General features: G+C 70.0%; 23 protein-coding genes. 16 read left to right on the plus strand and 7 right to left on the minus strand.

Annotated features, from left to right (window positions below; translation table 11 throughout):
• Positions 1-43: 43 nt before the first annotated feature.
• Entirely contained in the window at positions 44-1033 is a 990-nt protein-coding gene (locus tag FG154_RS10395; RefSeq protein ID WP_145107381.1) for a LacI family DNA-binding transcriptional regulator, read from the minus strand.
• Between the two features lie 164 nt (positions 1034-1197).
• Here FG154_RS10395 and ptsP point away from each other — a divergent pair, with 164 nt between their 5' ends.
• Genes ptsP through FG154_RS10410 form a run of 3 tightly spaced genes read left to right on the plus strand, consistent with a single transcriptional unit; the run spans position 1198 to position 6433 of the window.
• Positions 1198-3714 carry a phosphoenolpyruvate--protein phosphotransferase gene (ptsP, locus tag FG154_RS10400; protein WP_145107383.1) on the plus strand — a complete coding sequence of 839 codons (2517 nt, stop codon included), beginning with the start codon at positions 1198-1200 and terminating at the stop codon, positions 3712-3714.
• Complete coding sequence (gene pfkB / locus FG154_RS10405; RefSeq protein ID WP_145107385.1) at positions 3711-4697, plus strand: 1-phosphofructokinase; 987 nt, start codon at positions 3711-3713, stop codon at positions 4695-4697. Before ptsP ends, pfkB begins: the two co-directional genes overlap by 4 nt.
• The gene (locus FG154_RS10410; protein ID WP_145107387.1) at positions 4694-6433 is read left to right on the plus strand and encodes a fructose-specific PTS transporter subunit EIIC; all 1740 of its coding nucleotides are present in this window, start codon (positions 4694-4696) and stop codon (positions 6431-6433) included. Before pfkB ends, FG154_RS10410 begins: the two co-directional genes overlap by 4 nt.
• A 118-nt stretch (positions 6434-6551) precedes the next feature.
• Here the strand turns inward: FG154_RS10410 and tldD are convergent, their stop codons facing one another.
• Entirely contained in the window at positions 6552-7973 is a 1422-nt protein-coding gene (tldD, locus tag FG154_RS10415; RefSeq protein ID WP_145107389.1) for a metalloprotease TldD, read from the minus strand.
• Between the two features lie 168 nt (positions 7974-8141).
• Between tldD and coxB the strand changes: the two genes are divergently transcribed.
• The 11 genes from coxB (at position 8142) to FG154_RS10470 (ending at position 18071) form a co-directional block, all read left to right on the plus strand.
• Complete coding sequence (gene coxB, locus FG154_RS10420; protein WP_145107392.1) at positions 8142-9053, plus strand: cytochrome c oxidase subunit II; 912 nt, start codon at positions 8142-8144, stop codon at positions 9051-9053.
• A 70-nt stretch (positions 9054-9123) separates the two neighbouring features.
• Positions 9124-10056, plus strand: a complete 933-nt coding sequence (gene cyoE / locus FG154_RS10425) for a heme o synthase (protein WP_145107394.1) — start codon at positions 9124-9126, stop codon at positions 10054-10056.
• A gap of 1 nt (position 10057) precedes the next feature.
• On the plus strand, positions 10058-10234 hold the full coding sequence (locus tag FG154_RS10430) for a hypothetical protein (RefSeq protein ID WP_011907671.1): 177 nt from the start codon (positions 10058-10060) through the stop codon (positions 10232-10234).
• Positions 10231-10809, plus strand: coding sequence for a cytochrome c oxidase assembly protein (locus FG154_RS10435; protein ID WP_145107396.1), 579 nt, complete (start codon positions 10231-10233; stop codon positions 10807-10809). Before FG154_RS10430 ends, FG154_RS10435 begins: the two co-directional genes overlap by 4 nt.
• 25 nt (positions 10810-10834) lie before the next feature.
• Positions 10835-11635 (plus strand): cytochrome c oxidase subunit 3, encoded by an 801-nt coding sequence (locus tag FG154_RS10440; RefSeq protein WP_145107398.1) that lies wholly within the window; start codon positions 10835-10837, stop codon positions 11633-11635.
• 110 nt (positions 11636-11745) lie between these two features.
• Entirely contained in the window at positions 11746-12417 is a 672-nt protein-coding gene (locus FG154_RS10445) for an SURF1 family protein (RefSeq protein ID WP_145107401.1), read from the plus strand.
• An 11-nt stretch (positions 12418-12428) separates the two neighbouring features.
• Positions 12429-13814, plus strand: coding sequence for a threonine synthase (gene thrC / locus FG154_RS10450; protein ID WP_145107431.1), 1386 nt, complete (start codon positions 12429-12431; stop codon positions 13812-13814).
• Positions 13811-15070 (plus strand): M16 family metallopeptidase, encoded by a 1260-nt coding sequence (locus FG154_RS10455; protein WP_145107404.1) that lies wholly within the window; start codon positions 13811-13813, stop codon positions 15068-15070. The genes thrC and FG154_RS10455 overlap by 4 nt, the downstream gene beginning before the upstream one ends.
• Positions 15070-15654: a GNAT family N-acetyltransferase gene (locus tag FG154_RS10460; protein WP_145107406.1), complete on the plus strand. Its 585-nt coding sequence runs from the start codon at positions 15070-15072 to the stop codon at positions 15652-15654. Before FG154_RS10455 ends, FG154_RS10460 begins: the two co-directional genes overlap by 1 nt.
• A 157-nt stretch (positions 15655-15811) precedes the next feature.
• A complete protein-coding gene (locus FG154_RS10465) occupies positions 15812-16618 on the plus strand; it encodes an MBL fold metallo-hydrolase (protein WP_145107408.1) in 807 nt (268 codons plus the stop codon).
• Positions 16619-16655: 37 nt separating this feature from the next.
• Positions 16656-18071: an FAD-binding oxidoreductase gene (locus tag FG154_RS10470; RefSeq protein ID WP_145107410.1), complete on the plus strand. Its 1416-nt coding sequence runs from the start codon at positions 16656-16658 to the stop codon at positions 18069-18071.
• 143 nt (positions 18072-18214) lie between these two features.
• On the opposite strand, the gene FG154_RS10475 is transcribed toward FG154_RS10470, so the two are convergent.
• The 3 genes from FG154_RS10475 to FG154_RS10485 all read right to left on the minus strand — a co-directional run bounded on the left by FG154_RS10475 (position 18215) and on the right by FG154_RS10485 (position 20339).
• Positions 18215-18751, minus strand: a complete 537-nt coding sequence (locus FG154_RS10475; protein ID WP_145107411.1) for an adenine phosphoribosyltransferase — start codon at positions 18749-18751, stop codon at positions 18215-18217.
• A gap of 4 nt (positions 18752-18755) precedes the next feature.
• Complete coding sequence (locus FG154_RS10480; protein ID WP_145107413.1) at positions 18756-19628, minus strand: S-methyl-5'-thioadenosine phosphorylase; 873 nt, start codon at positions 19626-19628, stop codon at positions 18756-18758.
• 126 nt (positions 19629-19754) lie between these two features.
• Positions 19755-20339 carry a flavin reductase family protein gene (locus tag FG154_RS10485; protein WP_145107415.1) on the minus strand — a complete coding sequence of 195 codons (585 nt, stop codon included), beginning with the start codon at positions 20337-20339 and terminating at the stop codon, positions 19755-19757.
• Positions 20340-20418: 79 nt separating this feature from the next.
• Between FG154_RS10485 and FG154_RS10490 the strand changes: the two genes are divergently transcribed.
• Together FG154_RS10490 and FG154_RS10495 are read left to right on the plus strand one after the other, a co-directional pair.
• Positions 20419-20904 carry a GNAT family N-acetyltransferase gene (locus FG154_RS10490; protein WP_145107417.1) on the plus strand — a complete coding sequence of 162 codons (486 nt, stop codon included), beginning with the start codon at positions 20419-20421 and terminating at the stop codon, positions 20902-20904.
• Between the two features lie 52 nt (positions 20905-20956).
• On the plus strand, positions 20957-21721 hold the full coding sequence (locus FG154_RS10495) for an EcsC family protein (protein ID WP_145107420.1): 765 nt from the start codon (positions 20957-20959) through the stop codon (positions 21719-21721).
• A gap of 131 nt (positions 21722-21852) precedes the next feature.
• Here the strand turns inward: FG154_RS10495 and FG154_RS10500 are convergent, their stop codons facing one another.
• Both FG154_RS10500 and FG154_RS10505 read right to left on the minus strand, forming a co-directional pair.
• Complete coding sequence (locus FG154_RS10500; RefSeq protein WP_145107422.1) at positions 21853-22455, minus strand: inner membrane-spanning protein YciB; 603 nt, start codon at positions 22453-22455, stop codon at positions 21853-21855.
• Positions 22456-22466: 11 nt separating this feature from the next.
• A complete protein-coding gene (locus FG154_RS10505; RefSeq protein ID WP_145107424.1) occupies positions 22467-23372 on the minus strand; it encodes a DMT family transporter in 906 nt (301 codons plus the stop codon).
• Positions 23373-23448 lie beyond the last annotated feature (76 nt).

Here is a 23448-nt window from a genome sequence, read left to right on the forward strand (position 1 = left end):
CCTGCCGTTGCGGAAGGCCGCGGGCCGGGCCTGGTCTTCGTCGTCAGGCGCCCTCGCGCAGGTCGGCCGTCGAGGCCCGGGGCACAAGCTCGCTTTCGAGCACCAGCTTGCGGCGGGGACGCTCGGGCGCGTCGAGCCGGGCGAGCAAGAGCGAGAGCGCCTCGCGGCCCATCGCTTCGGCCGGCTGGCGCAGCACCGTCAGGCCCGGATTGACGATGCCCGTCCAGGGATCGTCGTCCACGCCGGCAAGCGCCAGATCGCGCGGGATGGACAGGCCGTGGTCATGGCAGAACCGCACCGCCGCCTCGAGGAAGAGCCCGTTGCTCACGATCAGGGCCTCGGGCCGCTCGTGCCCGAGCCAGTCGGCGAGGGCGGCATAGCCGGCGGCCGCATTGGGCGCCGCGCGGTGGACGGGCCCAGGCAACCCATGGCGCGCCATCGCCCGCGCAAAGCCCGCAGCCCGCGCCTCGCCGGTGAAGCTGTTCGCCCCGAAGAGGCCCGAGATCTGCCGCCGCCCGCTCGCCACCACATGATCGACCAGCGCCCGCATCGCCCCCTCGTTGTCCAGCGTGACGGCGTCGCAGCCGGCGCCTTCCGGGTCGCGATCCACCAGCACCACCGGCATCCTGAGCCGTTTCAGAGCCTCGGGCTGCAACTGGCGGGTGGGGGCAAGGATCAGCCCGCTCACCCGTTCGCCCGCCATCATCTCGAGATGCATCGCCTCGCGCGCGGGGTCCTCGTCGGTGTTGCAGAGAAAGACCCGGAGGCCCGCGCGGTAGGCCGCATCCTCGACGCCAAAGCTCAGGCGCGTGAAGAACGGGTTGCGGATGTCGGCCAGCACCAGACCCACGGTGGTCGGAGCCTGCGAGCGCAGCCGGCGGGCCGAGAGGTTGGGCCGGTATCCCGTCGCGGCCACCGCCGCCTCGACCAGTGCCCGCACTTCGGCGCTGACGGGCCCCTTTCCAAGCGCCCGCGAGACGGTGGAGGGCGCCACGCCCGCCGCACGGGCGACATCCTTGATGCTGACGGTCATGCGCAATCGTTTCCAGTTGGATCGGGGCCGAGAATGACGCGCGGCTGCCTGCAACGCAAGAAGATCCCGATCAGCGGCGAAAATGGCCTCCTCAGAGAAAAATGGAGTGGAAACGTTTCCACAATTCGGTAAGGTGAATCCATGAGCGATCTGGGGAGGAGTCGATGACGTCATTGACGGCGCCGGGACGGGGGCCGCGCGAGCTGATCACGCTGGACGCGCAGGTGGCCACCAAGCACGAGGCCATTGCGCAGGTGGCGGCGGCCCTTGTCGCGGCCGGGTGCGTGCGACCGGGCTTCGAGGCCAGCATGATGCGGCGCGAGGCGGTCTCGAACACCTATCTCGGGAAGGGGATCGCGATCCCGCACGGCACGGTCGAGGATCGGGACCTGATCCTGCAGGACGCCATCGCGGTGCTTCAAGTGCGCGAGGGTGTCGAGTGGAACGCGGGCGAGCGGGCCCGCCTCGTCGTGGCCATCGCCGCGCGGTCGGACGGGCACATCGACATCCTCCGCCGGCTGACGCGGCTCCTGCAGGACGAGGAGCGGCTGGCGGCGCTGGCGGCCACCGACGACCGGCAGGCCCTGTCGGATGCGCTGAACGGGCTGGCGGCGCGGGTCGAAGCCGCGGGCGAGCCGGCAACCGACTTTGCGCAGAAGTTCGACTGGACGATGGATTATCCCACGGGGCTTCATGCCCGCCCGGCGACCGAATGGGCCGAGGCCGCGCGCCGCTTTCCCTGCCGGGTCCGGGTGCGCCACGGCTCGGAGATGGCCGACGCGCGCAACATGATCTCGCTTCTGGGCCTCGGGCTGAAGCAGGGCGACCTGCTGACGGTTTCGGCCGAGGGGCAGGGGGCGGCCGAGGCGCTTGCCGCCATGAAGGCCACCCTGACCGGCCTCAGCGCGCGCGAGAAGGCGGATGCGGCCCGCGCCGAAGAGAAGCGCCGGGCCACGGCGGCCGCCGGCGGCTGGCTGCCGTCCGGTGCGGCGCAGGCCGTCGAGGGCGTGCCCGCCGCGCCCGGCCTTGCCATCGGGCGGATCGTGCGGATGCAGCCCGAGGGGATGGAGATCCCTGACGAGCCGATCGAGCTGGGGCGCGCGGCGGACCTCCTGCATGTCGCGCTTGCCCAGACGGCCGAACAACTCCACGCGCTCGCCGACGACACGGGGCGCAGGCTGGGCGAGTCGGACGCGGCGATCTTCCGCGCGCAGGCGGGCTTGCTGGCCGATCCCGATCTCATCACGCTCGCCTCGCAGTGGCTGGTGGAGGGGCACGGTCTCGCCTGGTCGTGGCACCGCGCCTACGAGGACATGGCGGCGCGGCTCTCGGCGCTGCGCAATCCGGTTCTGGCCGCGCGCGCGGCCGACCTGCGCGACGTGGGCCGGCGCGTGCTGGCCCATATCGACGCGCGCTTTGCCCGGTCGAGCCTGTCGGACCTGCCCGAGGGCACGATCCTCGTGGCCGATGACATCTCGCCCTCGGATGCCGCGGGGCTCGATGCGGACCGGGTCGCGGGTCTCGTGACGGCGCTGGGCGGGCCCACCTCGCACACCGCCATCCTGGCCCGGACCCTTGGGCTGCCGGCCGTCGTCGGCGCGGGCGCCGGCGTGGACAGGCTGGAGAGTGGCACGCGGGCCATCATTGACGGACATGGGGGGCGGCTCTGGCTCGATCCGGGCGAGGAGGATCTCGCCTCGGCGCGCGACTGGATCGCCGCGGAAGAGGCCCGCCGCGCACGGGCGGCCGAGGCGCGGGCGCTGCCGGCCACCACCCGCGACGGGCACCGGATCGACATTGGCGCCAACATCAATCTGGCCGAGCAGGCGGCCTTCGCGCTGGAACAGGGCGCCGAGGGCGTCGGCCTGATGCGCACCGAGTTCCTGTTCCTCGAACGCAGCGAAAGCCCGACCGAGGACGAGCAGATGGAGGCCTACAGCGCGATGGCCCGCGCGCTCGAGGGGCGGCCGCTGGTGATCCGCGCCCTTGATATCGGCGGCGACAAGCAGGTGACCCATCTCGACCTGCCGCGCGAGGAAAACCCCTTCCTCGGCGTGCGCGGCGCGCGGCTGCTGCTGCGCCGCCGCGACCTGCTTCTGCCGCAGCTGCGCGCGATCTACCGCGCGGCGGCGAGCGGATCGCAGATATCGGTCATGTTCCCGATGGTGACGTCGCGCGGCGAGCTGCTGGAATTGCGCGAGACCTGCGAGCGGATCCGGCAGGAGCTGGCGGCGCCCGTTGTGCCCCTGGGCATCATGGTCGAGGTGCCCTCGGCCGCGCTGCTGGCCGCCGAACTGGCGGCCCATGCCGACTTCTTTTCGATCGGCACCAACGACCTGACCCAATATGCGCTCGCCATCGACCGGCAGAACCCGCAGCTCGCGGCCGAGGCGGACAGCCTCCATCCCGCCGTCCTTCGCCTCATCGACCTGACGGTGAAGGGCGCCGAGGTGCATGGCCGCTGGGTCGGCGTCTGCGGCGGCATCGCGGGCGACCCGTTCGGCGCGGCGCTGCTGGCCGGGCTTGGCGTGCAGGAGCTGTCGATGACGCCGCGCGACATTCCCGCCGTCAAGGAGCGGTTGCGCCAGTCCGATCGCCCGGCGCTTCAGGCGCTGGCCCGGCGGGCCTTGGCCTGCCCGGACGCCGAAGCGGTGCGCGCGCTGGCTGCGGAGGCGCCATGAGCCGCGTTCACACCGTCACGCTCAATCCGGCGATCGACCAGACCGTGAGCCTGCCGCATCTGGCCGTGGGCGAGGTGAACCGGGCCTCGGCCGTCCGCCACGATCCGGGCGGCAAGGGGGTGAATGTGGCCTCGGTGCTGGCCGACTGGGGCGTGGACGTGATGGCGCACGGCCTTCTGGGCCGCGCCAATGCGGCCCCCTTCGAGGCGCTCTTCTCCGGCAAGTCCATCGCGGACCGGATGGTGCGGATGCCGGGCGAGACCCGCACCAACGTCAAGATCCTCGAGGAGGGCGGGCGCACGACCGACCTGAACCTGCCGGGTTTTCCGGCCGGCGCATCGGATCTCGGGCCTCTGGCCGACAGCCTGTCCGTCGTGGCCGAGGGTGAGCTTGTGGTCATCTCGGGCAGCCATCCCGCGGGTCTCCCCGCCTCTGTCAGCGCCCGTCTGGCGGCGCTGGCGCGAGAGCGGGGCGCGCGGGTGCTGTGCGATGTCTCGGGCGAGGCGCTGGTCGAGGTGCTGGCCGCGCCGGTGCTGCCCGATGCGATCAAGCCGAACCGGCACGAGCTGGAGGGCTGGGCCGGGCGCAGCCTCGCCGACCGGGCCGAACTGGCCGAGGCCGCGCGCGCACTCGCCGCCCGCGGGATCGCGCTGGTCGTCGTCTCGCTCGGCACCGAAGGGGCGCTCTTCTGCTCGGCCGCGGGCGCTGTCCTCGCGCGGCCGGTGGAACTGTCGCGCGGCAGCACGGTCGGCGCGGGCGATGCGATGGTGGCGGGCCTCGCCTCGGCGCTGGTCGAGGGGCTGGACCTTGAGGCCACCGCCGCGCGGGCCACGGCCTTCGCCGCGGCCAAGCTGCGCAACTCCGGCCCTCACCTGCCGGGAATAGACGAGGTGCGTGCCCTCGAGGCGCGCGTGGAACGGGTGGCGGTGGCGGACTGGATCCGCGTCGCCGGGCCGATGGCCGATGAGGGAGAGAGGACATGACAGGCATCGTCGCCGTCATTTCGACGGGCAGCTTCGGGCCACATGCGGCGCTCGCGCGGGAAGCCCTGCGCAAGGCCGCGCAGCTTGTGGGGCAGGGGATCGCGGTCGAGCTGCGCACCAAGGACACCGTGACCGACCCGCTGCCGCCCGAGGCGGTGAGCGGCGCGGGCCAGGTCCTGCTGGTGGCCGAGCCGGGCGGGGCGGATGCCGACGAGGCCCGCTTTGCCGGCCGCCCGACCGCCCGCGCCACGCTGGCCGAGGTGCTGGAGGACGCGCCGGGCGTGCTGGCCCGTGCCGGGAGCGGCGACGCAGCCCCGGCGGCCGCCCCGGCGGCCACGGGTGCGCTGAAGATCGTGGCGATCACCTCCTGTCCGACGGGCATCGCCCACACCTTCATGGCGGCCGAGGGACTCGTCGAGGGCGCGCGGGCGCAGGGTCACCAGATCCGGGTCGAGACGCAGGGATCGGTCGGCGCGCAGGACGAGCTGATGCCCGCCGAGATCGCGGCGGCCGACCTCGTGATCATCGCGGCGGACAAGCAGGTGGAGCTGTCGCGGTTCGGCGGCAAGCGCGTGTTCTTCTCGCCCACCAAGCCCGCCATCACCGACGGGGCCGGGCTGATCCGCAAGGCGCAGCAGGAGGCGCGGGTTCAGGCGGGCTCCGCCTCGGCCGAAGCCGCCGCGCCCGACGCCAAGAAGGTAGGCGTGTACAAGCACCTGATGACCGGCGTCTCCTTCATGCTGCCGTTCGTCGTCGCCGGGGGGCTGCTGATCGCGATCGCCTTCGCCCTCGGCGGGATCTACGTCTATGAGGACCGGTATGCCGGCACGCTCGGCCATACGCTGTTCCAGATCGGCGCCAACGGAGCCTTCACGCTGATGGTGCCGGCGCTGGCGGGCTACATCGCCTGGTCCATCGCCGACCGCCCCGGTCTTGCCCCCGGCATGACCGGCGGGGTGATCGCGGGGACCATCGGTGCGGGCTTCCTCGGCGGGATCGTCGCGGGCTTCATCGCGGGTTACGGCGTCCTCTGGCTCAACCGCGCGATCCGGCTGCCCAAGACGCTGCAGGGGCTGAAGCCCGTGCTGATCCTGCCCCTGCTGGGGGCGGCGCTGACCGGGCTCATGATGTTCTATGTGGTGGGCGAGCCCACCGCGCGGCTGCTCGCCATCATCACCGAGGCGCTGCAGGGGATGCAGGGATCGTCGGCCGCGGCGCTGGGATTGCTGATCGGCGGCATGATGGCGGTGGACATGGGCGGGCCGGTCAACAAGGCGGCCTATGCCTTCGCCACCACGCTGATCGCGGCCAATGTGCTGGAGCCGATGGCCGCGGTGATGTGCGCGGGCATGGTGCCGCCCATCGCGCTGGCCGTGGCCACACGCATCATCCCCGGCCGCTTCACGCCCGAAGAGCGCGAGGCCGGCAACGCGGCCTTCGTGCTGGGCCTTGCCTTCGTGACCGAGGGCGCGATTCCCTTCGCCGCGCGCGATCCGCTGCGGGTGATCCCGAGCCTCATCGCGGGCTCGGCGGTGGCGGGCGGCATCTGCATGGCCCTGGGCGTTGCGCAGCGCGTGCCGCATGGCGGGATCTTCGTGCTGCCGATCCCGAACGCCGTCTCCAACCTCGTGGGCTTCGGCGTGGCGCTGGTCGCGGGAACGGCGGTTACCGTGCTCGCGCTCGCGCTGGTCAAGCGGCGGGTCGCCGTTCCGGCCACGGTGCCGGCGGTGGTCTGAAGGCCAGGGTTGCACGAAAAGGGGCCGCGCAATCCTTTGCGCGGCCCCTGTGTCTGTGGTCGTCACGCCCGCAGGATCGACGCCCCTTCGGCCGAGGGGGCGGTCGGAAAGCGGCGCGTCAGGTGCGGCTGCCACCGACCGTCAGGCCGCCGATCATCAGGGTCGGCTGGCCCACGCCCACCGGTACCCACTGGCCCTGCTTGCCGCAGTTCCCGATCCCGGCATCGAGCTTCATGTCGTTGCCGATGGCGCGGATCTCGCGCAGCGCGGTCGCGCCGTCGCCGATGAGGGTGGCGCCCTTGACCGGCGCCCCGATCCTGCCGTCCTTCACCAGATAGGCCTCGGTGCAGGAGAAGACGAACTTGCCGTTGGTGATGTCCACCTGCCCGCCGCCGAATCCCACGGCGTAGATCCCGTCCCTGAGATCGGCCACGATATCGGCGGGGTCGGCGTCTCCGCCCAGCATGTAGGTGTTGGTCATCCGCGGCATGGGGACATGGGCATAGCTCTCGCGGCGGCCGTTGCCGGTCGAGGCCGTCCCCATCAGCCGCGCATTCTGGCGGTCCTGCATGTAGCCCACGAGGATCCCGTCCTCGATCAGCACGGTCCGGTTCGAGGCGGTCCCCTCGTCATCGACCGAGATCGAGCCGCGCCGGTCGGGGATCGTGCCGTCATCCAGCACCGTCACGCCCGGCGCCGCGATCCGCTGCCCCATCAGGCCGGCGAAGGCCGAGGTCTTCTTGCGGTTGAAGTCGGCCTCGAGCCCGTGGCCGATGGCCTCGTGCAGCAGGATGCCGGGCCAGCCCGCGCCGAGCACGACATCCATCACGCCCGCCGGCGCGGGCACCGCCTCGAGGTTGACGGTGGCGATCCGCACCGCCTCGCGCGCGGCGGCCTGCCACCAGCCGGGCTCCATCAGCTTCGCGAGGCCATGGCGGCCGCCGCCGCCGAAGCTGCCCGATTCGCGCCGCCCGTTCTCTTCGACGATCACCGAAACGTTCATCCGCACCATCGGCCGCACATCGGCCAGCCGCGCGCCCTCGGGGCGGAGGATCTCGACCTCCTGCAGGCCGGCGCCCACGGTGGCCGACACCTGGATCACCCGCGGATCAAGCCCGCGGGCGAAGGCGTCGATCTCGCGCAGCAGCTCGATCTTCACGGGGAAGGCCGCGTCGGCCATCGGATCGGCATCGGCATAGAGCTTGCGGTTCGTGCCTGCGGGCGGGGCGGCCATGGTGCCGCCGCCGTCGCCCACGGCAAGCCGCGCCGTCTCGCAGGCCCGCCGCAGCGCGCGCTCGGAAATCTCGGTCGAATGGGCGTAGCCCGCCACTTCGCCCCGCACGGCCCGCAGGCCGAATCCCTCGGAGGCGTCGTAGCTTGCGGTCTTCACCCGCCCGTCATCCAGCACCAGCGACTCCGACCGCGACCGTTCGAGGAAGAGTTCGCCGTCATCCGCGCCCCGCGTCGCCTCGCGCAGAAGAGAGAGAGCCGCGGCTTCGTCCAGATGGGTCTGGAACGGGCGGAAAGCCGAATCTGTCATAGGCACTGTCCTTGATTCAGATCAAATGATGACGCTTTGACGCATCGTTTTCCTTGTCGTCCTGAAACTAATATGGTCTCAATCGGTTCAGGAACAACGGGAATCTGCCCGGTTTCCGGGCGGCGGGCAGGCGGCGTGACGGCCGGCGAGAGCCAACGGGATCTGAACATGAGACAATTCACGACCTTGACCGGATGCGCCACGTGGGTGGCGGGGCTTGTTGCGGCCGGGGCTGCCAGCGCGCAGCAGCAGAGCCTCGAGATCATCGGAAAGCCCGTGCAGGGCGGAACCGGCTTCCAGCCCTCGGCGGGTCCGGTCGCGACGCAGATCCACTGGCTCGACGGGTTCATCCTCGTCATCATCGCTGCCATCACCATCTTCGTCACGCTTCTCATCCTCTATGCCGCCTGGCGCTTCCACGAGACGCGCAACGCCGTTCCGGCCCGCTTCACCCACAATTCGCCGCTCGAGATCGCCTGGACGATCGTGCCGATCCTCATCCTCGTGGCGATCGGGGCCTTCTCGCTGCCCGTTCTCTTCAATCAGCAGGAGATCCCCGAGGCGGACGTGACGGTGAAGGTCACGGGCTACCAGTGGTACTGGGGCTATGAATATCCCGATGAGGAGATCTCGTTCGAAAGCTACATGATCGGCTCACCCGCGACCGGCGGCGACAACCGGCTGACGCCCGAGGTCGAGCAGCAGCTGATCGAGGCGGGCTATGGCCGTGACGAGTTCCTGCTGGCCACGGACACCGCCATGGTCGTGCCGGTCAACAAGACCGTGGTCGTCCAGGTCACCGGCGCCGACGTCATCCACTCCTGGACCGTGCCCTCGTTCGGGGTGAAGCAGGATGCCGTGCCCGGCCGTCTGGCCGAACTCTGGTTCCGGGCCGAGCGCGAGGGCGTCTATTTCGGCCAGTGCTCCGAGCTGTGTGGCATCTCCCACGCCTACATGCCGATCACGGTCAAGGTCGTCTCGGAAGAGGCCTATGCCGCCTGGCTCGATCAGGCCCGCGGCGGCACCTACGAGCTTTCGGCGCTGGCCCCGGCGGGCGGTGCCGGAACCGCCGTCGAATGAGGGCTGGAACGGATACCGCCCGCGCCACGTTCGACAGCAGGACTGACGAGTTGCCGCAGGAGAGAGTTGCATGACCGACATCCGCATCACCGAGGTTCCGAAGGAGGCCGGGTTCGGCGACTACTTCGCCCTGCTGAAACCGCGCGTCATGTCGCTTGTGGTCTTCACGGCGCTGGTGGGCCTTCTGGTGGCGCCGGTGACGGTGCATCCGATGATCGCGCTGACGGGCATCCTCTTCATCGCGCTGGGGGCAGGGGCCTCGGGCGCGCTGAACATGTGGTGGGATGCCGACATCGACCGGGTGATGAAGCGGACGCGCAACCGGCCCGTTCCGGCAGGTGTCGTCCAGCCCGGCGAGGCGCTGGGGCTGGGGCTCGCGCTGTCGGGGATCGCGGTGGTGATGCTGGGCCTTGCCACCAACCTCTTCGCTGCGGGGCTGCTGGCCTTCACCATCTTCTTCTACGCGGTCGTCTATTCCATGTGGCTGAAGCGGACGACGCCGCAGAACATCGTGATCGGCGGTGCGGCGGGGGCCTTCCCGCCGATGATCGGCTGGGCGGTGGCCACGGGAGGAGTCTCGCTCGAGTCGCTCTTCATGTTCGCGCTGATCTTCATGTGGACGCCGCCGCATTTCTGGTCGCTCGCGCTCTTCATGAAGTCCGATTATTCCGACGCGGGCGTGCCCATGCTGACCGTGACCCACGGCCGACGGGTCACGCGCGGGCATGTGCTGGCCTATTCGCTGCTTCTGGCCCCCCTGGCCGTGGCGGGGGCCTTCACCGGGATCGGCGGGCCGCTGTACCTCGCGGTGGCGCTCGCGCTCAACGGGTGGCTCCTGCGGGGCGCGGTCCGCATCTGGCGGCGCGACGAGGCCGAGGCCGAGGCGGACCGCTACCGCACCGAGAAGGGCTTCTTCCGCTTCTCGCTCTATTACCTCTTCCTGCATTTCGGCGCGATCCTCGCCGAGGCCGCGCTGAGACCCTACGGACTGGGAGGCTGGTGACATGACCATCCGCGCCGAACACGAGATCCACCGCCGCAGGCTCGGCCGCAACGTGGGGCTGGGGGTCACGCTGGCCGCCTTCATCCTGGTCGTGTTCGGCCTGACGGTCGCCAAGGTCTCGCAGCTGGGCGAGCGCGGCGCCTTCGCCCATGCCCCGCCGGGGGTGGTCGCGCGATGAGTCTTTCGCCGCATCAGAAGACGGCCGGCTGGCTGGTGGGCGTGGTCGTGGTGATGGGCGCGGCCTCGTTCGCGGCCGTGCCCTTCTATGACTGGTTCTGCCGGGTCACGGGATTCGGCGGCACGACCGCGGTCGCTTCCGAGGCGCCCGCCGAGGTGCTCGACCGCACCATCAGGATCCGCTTCGACGCCTCGCGCGAGGCCGGGATGCCGTGGGAGTTCCGCCCCCTCCAGCGCGAGATGGAGGTCCGCATCGGCGAGACGGGGCTGGCCTTCTACGAGGCCTACAACCCGACCGACCGCGCCGTGGCGGGCACGGCCAGCTATAATGTCACGCCGGATGCCGCCGGAGGCTACTTCGCCAAGATCGCCTGTTTCTGCTTCACCGAGCAGGTGCTGGCGCCGGGCGAACGGGTCGAGATGCCGGTGAGCTTCTATGTCGATCCCGCCATCGTGAAGGACCGCGACGGGCGCTATGTGCGCCAGATCACCCTGTCCTACACCTTCCACCAGACCGAACTGCCCGAGGAGCAGGCCGCGCTCGCCGCCCGCCCCGCCGGCACCGACGTGAACTGACCCAAGACGCCATCCGGGGGGAACCATGGCCCACGCCAAGAACCACGACTACCACATCCTGCCGCCCTCGATCTGGCCCTTCCTGGCCTCTGTCGGGGCCTTCGTCATGCTGTTCGGAGCTGTGCTCTGGATGCACGGCTCGGGGCCCTGGCTCGGGCTGATCGGGCTTGTGCTGGTGCTGTACACGATGTTCGGCTGGTGGTCGGACGTGGTGGCCGAAAGCCTCGTGGGCGACCATACGCCGGTGGTGCGTCTGGGCCTGCGCTGGGGCTTCATCCTGTTCATCATGTCGGAAGTGATGTTCTTCGCGGCCTGGTTCTGGAGCTTCTTCAAGCACGCGCTCTATCCGATGGGACCCGAGAGCCCGGCCATCGACGGCATCTTCCCGCCCGAGGGGATCATCACCTTCGATCCCTGGCACCTGCCGCTGATCAACACGCTGATCCTGCTCTGCTCGGGCTGCGCGGCGACCTGGGCGCACCACGCGCTCGTGCACGAGAACAACCGGCGCGACGTGGTCTGGGGCCTGACGCTCGCCATCGCGCTCGGCATCCTCTTCACCTTCTTCCAGGCCTACGAATACAGCCACGCGGCCTTCGGCTTCGCCGGCAACATCTACGGCGCGAACTTCTTCATGGCGACGGGTTTCCACGGCTTCCACGTCATCGTGGGCACGATCTTCCTGCTCGTCTGCCTGATCCGCGTCCAGCGCGGCCATTTCACCCCCGAGAAGCACATCGGCTTCGAGGCGGCGATCTGGTACTGGCACTTCGTCGATGTGGTCTGGCTGTTCCTCTTTGCCTCGATCTACGTCTGGGGCCAGTAGGGACACCGCGGCCGGCCATGTCCGTCATCCGGGCTTGCCCCCGGCAGTGCAGTTGAACCACAAGGCGCGGGCCGCAAGGCGCGCGCCTTTTTGCATCGAGGACCTGCCCCATGATCCGCCGGATGATCCTGCCCCTCCTGTTCGGCCTGATCGGCGCCGCGATCCTCGTCGCGCTGGGGATGTGGCAGGTGCAACGCCTGCACTGGAAGGAGGGCGTGCTGGCCGAGATCGAGGCGCGCGTCGCGGCCCCGCCCGTCACGCTGCCCGAGGCGCCCGAAGCGGCGCGTGACCGCTACCTGCCCGTCACCGTGTCGGGCCGGTTCACGGGCGAGCATCTGGATGTTCTGGTCAGCCGCAAGGACCGCGGCGCGGGCTACCGAGTGATCTCGGCCTTCGAGACCGACGAGGGCCGGCGGATCCTGATCGACCGCGGGTTCCTGCCGCAGCCGGATCGGGGCCTGCCGCGCACTGCAGTCGGGGCGGGCCTGACCGGCAACCTCGTCTGGCCCGACGAGGTGGACGGCTTCACGCCCTCGCCCGATCCCGTCTCGGGCATCTGGTTCGCCCGCGACCTGCCGGCCCTCGCCGAGGCGCTGGGAACCGAGCCGGTCCTTGTCGTGGCAGGCACGCCCACCGGCGACGAGATCGAGCCGTGGCCCGTCGGCACCGAAGGTATTCCGAACGACCATCTCGGCTATGCGGTGACGTGGTTTTCTCTTGCCGTCCTCTGGCTGGGGATGACAGTTCTTCTGCTCTGGCGTATCAGGCGTCGGACGGAATGAAGGCGGTAACGATGCAATATATCTCGACTCGCGGTGCGGCTCCGGTTCTCGGCTTCGGCGAGGCCATGCTGACGGGCCTCGCTCGCGATGGCGGCCTCTATGTGCCCGAGACGGTGCCGACGCTGGACGCCTCCGGGATCGCGGCGCTGGCGGGCCTGCCTTACGAGGAGGTGGCCTTCCGCATCATGCGCCCCTTCGTCGGCGACACCTTCGGAGATGATGAGTTCCGCGGCCTGATCGACGCGGCCTATGCGGGGTTCGGCCATGCCGCGCGCGCGCCCCTGGTGCAACTGGGGCCGAACCACTTCCTGCTCGAGCTGTTCCACGGCCCGACGCTCGCCTTCAAGGACTTCGCCATGCAGCTGATCGGCCAGCTGTTCCAGGCGGCGCTGGCCAGGACCGGGCAACGCATCACCATCGTGGGCGCCACCTCGGGCGACACCGGCTCGGCCGCGATCGAGGCCTTCCGGGGGCTGTCCAACGTCGATGTCTTCATCCTCTTCCCGCATGGCCGGGTGTCCGAGGTGCAGCGCCGCCAGATGACGACGCCCGCCGAGGCGAACGTGCACGCGCTGGCGGTCGATGGCGATTTCGACGATTGCCAGGCCCGGCTGAAGGACATGTTCAACGACTTTGCCTTCCGCGACGCGGTGGGGCTTGCGGGCGTGAACTCGATCAACTGGGCGCGGGTGCTGGCCCAGGTGGTCTATTACTTCACCGCCGCCACCAGCCTCGGCGCGCCGCACCGCGAGGTGAGCTTTACCGTCCCCACCGGCAACTTCGGCGACATCTTTGCGGGCTACATCGCCCGGCGCATGGGCCTGCCGATCAAGCGCCTTGTGGTGGCCACCAACCAGAACGACATCCTGCACCGCGCGCTGTCCTCGGGCGATTACGCCACGCATGGCGTGACGCCCTCGATCAGCCCCTCGATGGACATTCAGGTGTCCTCGAACTTCGAGCGCGCGCTGTTCGACGCCTATGGCCGCGACGGGGCGGCGGTGGCCGCGCTGATGGACGAGCTGAAGCAGGGTGGCTTCCGCATCTCGCCGAATGCGCTGGGTGTGCTGCGCGAGACCTTCGCCTCGGGCCGCTGCTCGGAGGAGGAGACGCTGGCCACCATCCGCGCCACGCACGCAGCGACAGGCGAGGTGCTCTGCCCGCACTCCGCCGTAGGCGTGAAGGTGGCGCAGGAGCACCTCGGCCCCGAGCCGATGGTGACGCTGGCCACCGCCCATCCCGCCAAGTTCCCCGACGCGGTGGAGGCCGCCACCGGCGTCCGCCCGCCGCTGCCCGCCCGCATGGCCGATCTCTTCGAGCGGCCCGAGCGGGTGACGCGCGTGCCCAACGACCTTGCCGCCCTCGAAACCCTTATCCTCGAAAGGACCGGGCGTTGACCGTCCTCCTCGACACCCTTCCCAACGGCTTCCGCATCGTCACCGAGCATATGCCGGGGCTGCATTCGGCCTCGATCGGGATCTGGATCACCGCGGGCGGCCGGCACGAGCGGCCCGAACAGAACGGGATCGCCCATTTCCTTGAGCATATGGCGTTCAAGGGCACGAAGACCCGCACGGCGCTGCAGATCGCCGAAGAGATCGAGGATGTCGGCGGCTACATCAACGCCTACACCTCGCGCGAAATGACGGCCTATTACGCCCGCGTGCTGGAGGCCGACACCCGCCTTGCGCTCGACGTGATCGCCGACATCGTGCTGAACCCGGTCTTCGACCCGAAGGAGATCGAGATCGAGCGCCACGTCATCCTGCAGGAGATCGGGCAGGCGCTCGACACGCCCGACGACATCATCTTCGACTGGCTGCAGGAGGTCTCCTACCCGGACCAGTCCTTCGGCCGCACGATCCTCGGCCCCGAAGAGCGCGTGTCGTCCTTCACGCGGGACGATCTGACCCGCTTCGTGGGCGAGCAATACGGGCCCGACCACATGATCCTCGCCGCGGCGGGGGGCGTCGATCACCAGAAGATCCTGGCGCAGGCGCAGGCGCTCTTCGGGCATCTGAAGCCCGTCGGGCGCAGGCCGATGCAGCGGGCGGACTTCCTGGGCGGCGAACGGCGCGAGCTGAAATCGCTCGAGCAGGTCCATTTCGCCATGGCCTTCGAGGCGCCGAACTACCGCGCCCCCGATGTCTACGCGGCACAGGTCTATGCGATGGCGCTTGGGGGCGGCATGTCCTCGCGCCTGTTCCAGAAGGTGCGCGAGGAACGCGGCCTCTGCTACTCGATCTTCGCCCAGTCGGGCGCCTACGAGGATACCGGGCAGATCACGATCTACGCCGGCACCTCGGGCGAGGAGGTGGCCGATCTGGCGGGCCTCACCATCGACGAGCTGCGTCGCGCGACCGAGGACATGTCCGAAGCCGAGGTCGCCCGCGCGCGGGCGCAGCTGAAGGCCGGCCTGCTGATGGGCCTCGAGAGCCCGTCGAGCCGGGCCGAGCGTCTGGCGCGTCTGCTGGCGATCTGGGGGCGGGTGCCGGGGGTGGACGAGGCGGTCGAGAAGATCGATTCCGTGACCGTGGGGGCCGTGCGGGACTGTGCCGAGCGGATGGCCCAGGCGCGGTCGGCGCTTGCCCTCTATGGGCCGGCCGAGCAGGCGCCCGCGCTCCAGCAGATCCGAGAGCGGCTGGCGGCCTGATGCTCGGACTGCGCCGGAAGGTCCGGATCGAGACCGAGCGCATGACGCTGCGGCTGCCGCAGCATTTCGACTGGCGCGACTGGTCGGCGCTGCGCGCCGAGAGCGCGGCCTTCCTCACGCCCTGGGAGCCGGTCTGGTCGTCGGATCATCTGACGCGCAAGGCCTTTACCAACCGTGTCTATTGGGCCGCCCGCGCCGAGAGCCAGGGCACGGCCCTGCCGCTCGTGCTGATCCGCCGCGAGGATCAGGCGCTTCTGGGTGCGATCACGCTCGACAACATCCGCCGGGGGCCCGCACAGGCGGGGACGCTCGGCTATTGGGTCGGCCGCCCCCACGCGCGGCAGGGCTACATGCGCGAGGCGATCCTCGGGATCGTCCACCATGCCTTCAACGCGCTGGATGTCAGCCGGATCGAGGCGGCCTGCCTGCCCGAGAACGCGGCCTCACGCGGCGTGCTGGAGAAGTGCGGGTTCAAGTATGAAGGCGTGGCGCAGAGCTACCTGCAGATCGCCGGCCGCTGGCGGAACCATGTGCTTTACGCCAACCTGCGCGGTGATCGGCGGGGCCGGACGGACGCGGGCTGAGGGCGGCGACGGTCGCACGGGGGGCTTTGCGCCCCCCGGACCCCCCGCAGGATATTTGTGCGAGAATGAATGGGGGAGGGGGCGGGCGTGGTCTGACGCAGCTGTGAATGGCGGCGCGGGCGACCGCTGCTAGGCTTCGGCGCTGGAGGTGCCGCCGATGATCCGACCTGCCCTCGCGAGCCTTGTCCTCGCGTTTCCTGTCGCGGCCGAAGCTCAGGAGCGCACGCCGAGCCATTGCATCGCGCTGGCCGAAGGGCCCGAACGGGTGATGAGCGCGGCCTTCGGGGATCCGCTGGCCGAGGACCGGGTGCGCATCCGCTATGTCCATCATGCGACCTTCCTGATCGAGACACCGGGCGGGCTGGTGGCGGCGACCGACTACACGGGGATGCTGGGGCAGCGCGACGTGGTGCCGGACGTGGCCACCATGAACAACGCCCATTCGACCCACTGGACCGATTTCCCCGATCCGCGCATCGCGCATGTCCTGCCGGGGTGGCAGGAGGGGGGGCGGGCCGAGCATCACCTCGACCTGGGCGAGATGCTGGTGCGCAACGTGCCCACCGATGTGCGCTCGCGCTGGGGCGAGGGGGTGCGCAAGGACGGCAACTCGATCTTCGTCTTCGAGGTGGCGGGTCTCTGCATCGGCCATCTGGGGCACCTGCACCACGAGCCGGACGCGGGGCAATATGCGGCGCTCGGCCGGCTCGATGTGCTGATGGTGCCGGTGGATGGCGGCTATACGGTCAATCTCGAGACGATGCAGAATGTCGTGAGCCGGCTGCGCTCCTCGGTGGTGCTGCCGATGCACTGGTTCTCGGGGCGCTCGCTGGAGATGTTCCTGTCGAACATGCAGGCGGAGTTCGAGTTGGTGCGCATCGAGGGGCCCGAGCTGGAGCTGTCGCTGGACTCCTTGCCGCGGCGGCCGACGATCATGGTGCTCGATCCCGCCTGGGTGGACTGAGGGGCGGGCGGGGGATAGAGAGGCGCCGGAGGTGCCCATGCTGAACCCCGCCGATGACGCCTTTCTGGCCGGCCTTGCCCGACGACTTCCGCCGGGGACGCTGGCGCAGCCCCGGCCCCATCATCTGACCGAGCCGCGCGGCCGCCACCTGGGGCGGGCCGGAGCGGTGGCCCTGCCGCGTTCGACGGAGGAGGTGGCCGCTCTTGTCGCGGCCTGCGCCGAGGCGCGCGTGGGCATCGTGCCGATCGGGGGCGGAACGGGCCTCGTGGGAGGGCAGGTGATGGGCGAGGGGCCATTGCCGCTCCTCGTCTCGCTGGAGCGGATGAGCCGCGTGCGCGGGCTGTTTCCCTCGGAGAACGTGATCCTTGTCGAGGCGGGCGCGATCCTCGCCGACGTGCAGGCGGCGGCCGAGGCGGCGGGGCGGTTGTTCCCGCTGTGGCTCGCCTCGGAAGGCTCCTGCCGGATCGGCGGTAACCTCGCCTGCAACGCGGGAGGAACGGCGGTGCTGCGCTACGGCAACGCCCGCGATCTCTGCCTCGGGCTTGAGGCGGTGCTGCCCGACGGCTCGGTCCTTCACGGGCTGAAGCGGCTTCGGAAGGACAACACGGGCTACGATCTGAGGAACCTGCTGATCGGGGCGGAAGGCACGCTGGGGATCATCACGGCGGCCAGCCTCAAGCTTGTTCGACCGCCCGCAGCCGAGGGGGCGGCGCTGCTGGCGGTGCGCGATCCCGCCGCCGCGCTCGATCTGCTGGGACGGGCGCAACGGAGGCTTGGCCCGCTGGTGACGGGCTTCGAACTCATGCACCGGCAGGGGCTGGACTTTCTGGCCGAGACCATGCCGGGGCTGCGCCAGCCCTTTGCCGAGCCTCCGGTCTGGACGGTTCTGGTGGATCTGGGGCTTGCCGAGGGGATGGACCCGGCGGCTGAACTCGAGGCGCTCTTTGCCGAAGGGCTGGAGGCGGGGCTGGTTTCGGACGGGCTCGTGGCCCGGTCGCTGGCGCAGCGCACGGACTTCTGGGCGATTCGCGAGAACATTCCCGAGGGCAACCGCCGCATCGGCTCGATCGCGAGCCACGACATCTCGATGCCGCTGGGCGAGATTGCGCGCTTTGTCGAGGAGGCGGGCGCGGCGCTTGCCCGGATCGGGGCGCTGCGGGTGAACTGCTTCGGCCATCTGGGCGATGGCAACCTGCATTACAACGTCTTCCCGGCCCCCGGCCGGCGGCGCGAGGACTACGAGCCGCTGCGCGCCGCGATCACCCGCTGCGTGCATGATCTTGTCCATGCGGCGGGCGGCTCGATCAGCGCCGAGCACGGGATCGGACGGTTGAAGGTGGCCGAGCTTGAACGCTACGGGGATCCGGCCCGGCTGGCGGCGATGCGGGCCATCAAGGCGGCGCTGGATCCGCACGGGATCATGAACCCGGGCGCCGTCCTGCGCATGGCCTGAGGCGCGGGGCGTCACCGAAATGCCCCGCCGGAGCGACCGGCGGGGCAAGGCTGGGGTTGAGGTCACGTCCTGCAAGCAGCGACCGGTCGCCCGGCTCTTCCGCTTTTAGGCCCAAATCCCTAACGTCGGGTTAAGAACGATCCTCAGAGCCCCTCGAAGGCGCAGAGGGCGTGGACTTCCATGCCCATCGCCTCGAGCTTCCTGCGGCCGCCGAGGTCCGGCAGGTCCACCACGAAGGCGCAGCCCACCACTTCGCCGCCGAGTTGCTCGATCAGCCGGATGCCGGCCTCGGCCGTGCCTCCGGTGGCGAGCAGATCGTCCACCAGCAGGATCCGCTCACCCGCCTGGATCGCGTCGTCATGCACCTCGACCACCGCCTCGCCGTATTCCAGCTGGTAGCTTACCGAAATGGTCCGGCCCGGCAGCTTGCCCTTCTTGCGGATCGGCACGAACCCGGTCGAGAGCTGGTGGGCCACCGCGCCGCCGAGGATGAAGCCGCGCGCCTCGAGGCCCGCCACCTTGTCGAACCGCATCCCGGCATAGGGCGCCAGAAGCTGGTCGATGGCGATGCGGAAGCCGCGCGGGTCCGCGAAGAGCGTGGTCACGTCGCGGAAGAGGATCCCCTCGTGCGGGAAATCCACGATCGTGCGGATGTAGTCCCGGACCGACTTGTTCGTCATCGCCTCAGCCTTTCAGCACGCGGCCCGCGACCGCGTCGAGTTTCGCCAGAAGCTCCGGGTCGCGCTTGGCCGGAGCGGTCATGATCGCATGTTCGAGCGCCCGGTCGCAGCCGTGCGGGCAGGCGTCGCGCGCGGCGCCCAGACGGGCGGGCAGGCCCGCCACCAGCCCGCGGGCGTGGTCGGCGTTGGCCCCCAGCGTGGCGATGATCGCGGTGATGTCCACCTCGCCGTGGTGGGGGTGCCAGCTGTCATAGTCGGTGACCATCGCGACCGAGGCGTAGCAGATCTCGGCCTCGCGGGCGAGCTTGGCCTCGGGCATGTTGGTCATGCCGATGACATGGCAGCCCCAGCTCTTGTAGAGGAGCGACTCGGCCAGCGTCGAGAATTGCGGCCCCTCCATGCAGAGGTAGGTTCCGCCCTCGTGGACGGTGACGCCGGTCGCGCGCGCCGCTTCGGCGCAGAGCGCCGACAGGCGCGGGCAGGTCGGATTGGCAAGCGAGACATGCGCCACGCAGCCCGAGCCGAAGAAGGATTTCGGTCGGGCGAAGCTGCGGTCGATGAACTGGTCCACGATCACGAAGTCGCCCGGCGCCATCTCTTCCCGGAACGAGCCGCAGGCCGAGACCGAGACGAGGTCCGTGACACCCAGCCGCTTCATCGCGTCGATGTTGGCGCGGTAGGGCACGGTGGAGGGGCTGTGGACATGGCCGCGCCCGTGCCGTGGCAGGAAGGCCATCGGCACGCCTTCGAGCGTGCCCACCAGGATCTCGTCCGACGGATCGCCCCACGGCGTCTCGACCTTCGTCCAGACCGCATCCTGCAGCCCGTCGATCTCATAGACCCCCGAACCGCCGATCACCCCGATCATGGTCTTCATTGCTGTCCCCGGTTGATTGACCGGCAGGACACTAGGCCCGCCGCCGCCCGGTTGAAAGCGTCAACGGGCCGTTTCCGGGTGCGATAAATCGCCGTTGTCACTCACGAAGCGCGAAATACAGGCGTCTCAGCCGCCCGGCGGGCGCGACAGCTCGATCACCTCGCGGATCACCGCATAGTCGCGGTAGCCGAGCCGCGCCATCGGGCGGAAGGTCGTCACGTCGAACCGCCCGTCGCGCAGGCAGTCGTCGCGCAGATGGACGCCCGTGACCTCGCCCAGCACCAGATGATTGTCCCGCCCCAGCAGGTCGACCACCTGCGTCACGCGACATTCGAGCGATGCCGGCCCATCCCCGACGCGCGGGCAGTCGATGGTCCGGCATTCGGCCTTGTCCACGCCCGCCTCGAGAAACTCGTCGGTGCCCCTGGGAAAGGCCGCCGAGGTGGCGTTCATCCGGGAAAGCGCCGCCTCCTCGACGATGTTCACGCAGAAGACCCCGCTCTCGCGGAGGGCGGCAAGGCTGTCCTTCGTGCTGGTCGAGGCAAACATGACCTGCGGCGGCACATAGGCCACGGCATTGAAGAAGGAATAGGGCGCAAGATTGTCCCCCGTCGGCCCGCGGGTCGAGATCCAGCCGATCGGCCGCGGGGCGACGATGGCGTTGAAGGGGTTGTGGGGCAGGCCGTGGCCATCCTCGGGGCGGTAGAACATGGGTCTCCTTTCCGGTTTGATCCCGTTCTGCCTGCGTGTTACGCGCCGTTCCAGCCGAAACCGGGCAGGGGGAGCGGGCTTGTATCGCCTTGAACAGGAACGTGATGCCGACTGGTGGGAAGTCGAGGCCCTCTACGACCTCTGTTTCGCTCCGGGCCGCACGGCGCTTTCCTCCTACCGGCTGCGCGACGGGGTGCCGACGGTGGCGGACCTCTGCGCGCTCCTGCGGGACGAGGATGGCACGCTCGCCGCGGCCATCCGCTACTGGCCGGTGAAGGTGGCGGACAAGCCGGTGCTGCTCCTCGGGCCGGTGGCGGTCCATCCGACACGGCAGGGCGAGGGGCTGGGGGCGCTCCTGATCACCGAAACCCTGGCCGAGGCACGAAAACTCGGGTGGGAGCGGGTGATGCTGGTCGGGGACGCGCCCTACTACCGGCGCTTCGGCTTCCGCAAGCTCGAGCGGGTGGAGATGCCCCCGCCCACGAACCCCGAGCGCGTCCTGGGGATGCCGCTGGTGACAGGCGCGTGGGACGGTGTCGAGGGGGCGGTGACGAAGGCCGGCTGACGCGCCTTCGCGGCCATTGCCGAACGCCCGGGCCGATCCTACCTCTTGTCGCATGACCGCAAACAGCCGCCTCCCCGCCCTGCGCACCAGTCCCGAAGCCGAGATCGCGGCGCTCGCCCTGCGGTTCGACCGCGCGAACGGTCCGGTGATGGCCCTGATGAACCGCCTCGGCGGTTCGCTCGAAGAGCGGATGGCGCTGCTGCCGGCCCCGCTCCAGCGCCAGATCGAGACGGTGACGCGCCGCGCCCTCGAGCAGAGCCACCGGCTCGCGGCGGCGGGCCGTGCCGCCCCCGACCTCGGACGGCGCGCCACGCCCGCTCTCGTGGCCCTCACCGGCGCGGCCGGAGGCGCGGGCGGCCTTGCCACCTCGATCGCCGAACTGCCGGTGACGATCACCGTCATCATGCATGCCATCCGCCGCGCGGCCGAAGCCGAAGGCTTCGACCCGGACGATCCGGCCATCCGCGTGGAATGCCTGCGCATCTTCGGCGCGGGCAGCCCGCTCAAGCGTGACGACGGCGTGAACACCAGCTTCATCGGCGCCCGCATCGCGCTCAGCGGGGCCGCGGTCGGCAAGGTCGTGGCCTCGGTCGCGCCCAGGCTTGCCGCGGCGCTTGGCCAGAAACTCATGGCCCAGGCCGTGCCCGTGCTCGGCGCGGTGACGGGCGCCACGCTGAACGCCGCCTACCTGAGCTACTACCGCGAGATCGCCGAGATCCGCTTCGCGCTGCTGCGGCTCGCGCAGACCCACGGCCCCGAGCGGGTGCTCACCGAGTTCCAGTCCGCGGTGAGGCCGATCCCGCTCTACCGCGCCTGACGGAAGCCCGCCGATCCCTCCCGAAGGGCGGCGCGCCTCCCTTCATTCTCGCCCAAATATCCCGGGGGTCCGGGGGCAGAGCCCCCGGCCTTCTCCCATCACTCGCGCACGCCCACCAGGCTGGCCGCGGCTCAGGCCTTGTCCTCGCGCTCCAGCCCGTAGCGCCTGAAAAGCCCGCCCTGCGTCATGAAGAAGGCGAAGATCGCCAGCGGCAGCCCGAAGGTCTTGAAATTGACCCAGGCGTCCGTGCTCATCAACCGCCAGACCGCTTCGTTCGCCGCGGCAAGCACGAAGAAGAACAGCATCACGCGCCGAGTGAGCACCATCCAGCCCTCAGGCTGCAGGGGCACCGCCTCCTCGAGCACCAGCTTGAGCCAGCTCTGCCCGCGCAGCAACCCGATGCCGAGAAGGGCGCCGAACAGCAGGTAGATCATGGTGGGCTTCATCTTGAAGAACCGCTCGTCGTTCAGCCAGACCGAGAGGCCGCCGAACACCACGACCAGAACCACCGTCGCCACCTGCATCCGCGAGAGCTTGCCCGTCAGCCGCCAGAGCAGGCCGGTGCAGATCACCATCAGCGGGATGAAGGCGGCCGTCACCACGATGAAGCCCTGGTAATCGGTGCCGCCCAGGGCGAAGGTCTCGTCCTTCAGCTGCACATAGCCGAAGAAGAAGGCCGCGATCGGCCCCCACTCCAGCGCCGCCTTGACCACGGGGTTGATCCGCTCTGCCATCTCTCTCCCTTTCATCCCGCCTGCACCAGTATCGCGCCGAGGGCGATCAGGCCCATCAGCAGTATCTTCGCCGGCCCCGACCGCTCGCCGAGGAACAGCCAGCCGATCGCCGCGGCGAAGAGGGTCGAGGTCTCGCGCAGCGAAGCCACCTCGGCCACCTTCCCCAGCCGCGTCCCGAGCATCACGCCCCCGAAGCTCACGAAGGCGATCAGCGCCCCCACGAACCCGCGCAGCGCCAGCGCGCCGGCCGCCTCGGGGATCTGCCGCGCCTTGAGAAGCCTGTACCCCAGCATCAGCGGGAAATCGAGCGAGGTCATCAGGAAGAACCAGGCGAGGAAGGTGAAGGGATCGGGCATGAGCCGGATCGCCCAGGCGTCGTAGGTCGTGTAGATCGCAACCATGATGCCTCCGGCGAAGGCCCAGGCAAGGCCCGCCTGCAGGTCGATGCGCCCGATGTGCGGGCTCGAGGTGAAGTTGAGCCGCGCGAGCATGAGGATCGCCCCCGACAGCAGCGCCACGCCCAGCCACTGGATGCCGACATAATGCTCGCCCAGAAGGAGGGCCGCGAAGGCCAGCGTCGCCAGCGGCCCCACGCCGCGCACGACCGGATAGACGACCGTGTAGGCCGCGCGCGAATAGGCCCGCGCCATCGCGATCTTGTAGGCGAGGTGGATCGCCATCACCCCCGCCATCACCAGCCACTCGAAGCCGCGGGGCCAGGGCACGAGGAACAACGCGACCGGAGCCGACAGCAGCACCATGAAGACGTCGATCGCGCCGCGGGCGAGCCAGGGATCGTGCCGGCCCTTCTGCAGCGCGCCGAAGCAGGCATGGGCCAGGGCCGAGGTCAGCGCGAGAAGGAGCGCGAGCCGCGCTCCGGCTTCGGTGCCTTCGAGGGAGAGGATCCAAGCTGTCATGGCGGGGTGGAGCGGCGGGCCGCCGGGGGGCTGTCTGCCCCCCGGACCCCCCGAGGATATTTTTCCGGAGTGAAAG

It is taken from the genome of Cereibacter sediminicola (assembly GCF_007668225.1).
Classification (GTDB): Bacteria; Pseudomonadota; Alphaproteobacteria; order Rhodobacterales; family Rhodobacteraceae; genus Cereibacter_A; species Cereibacter_A azotoformans.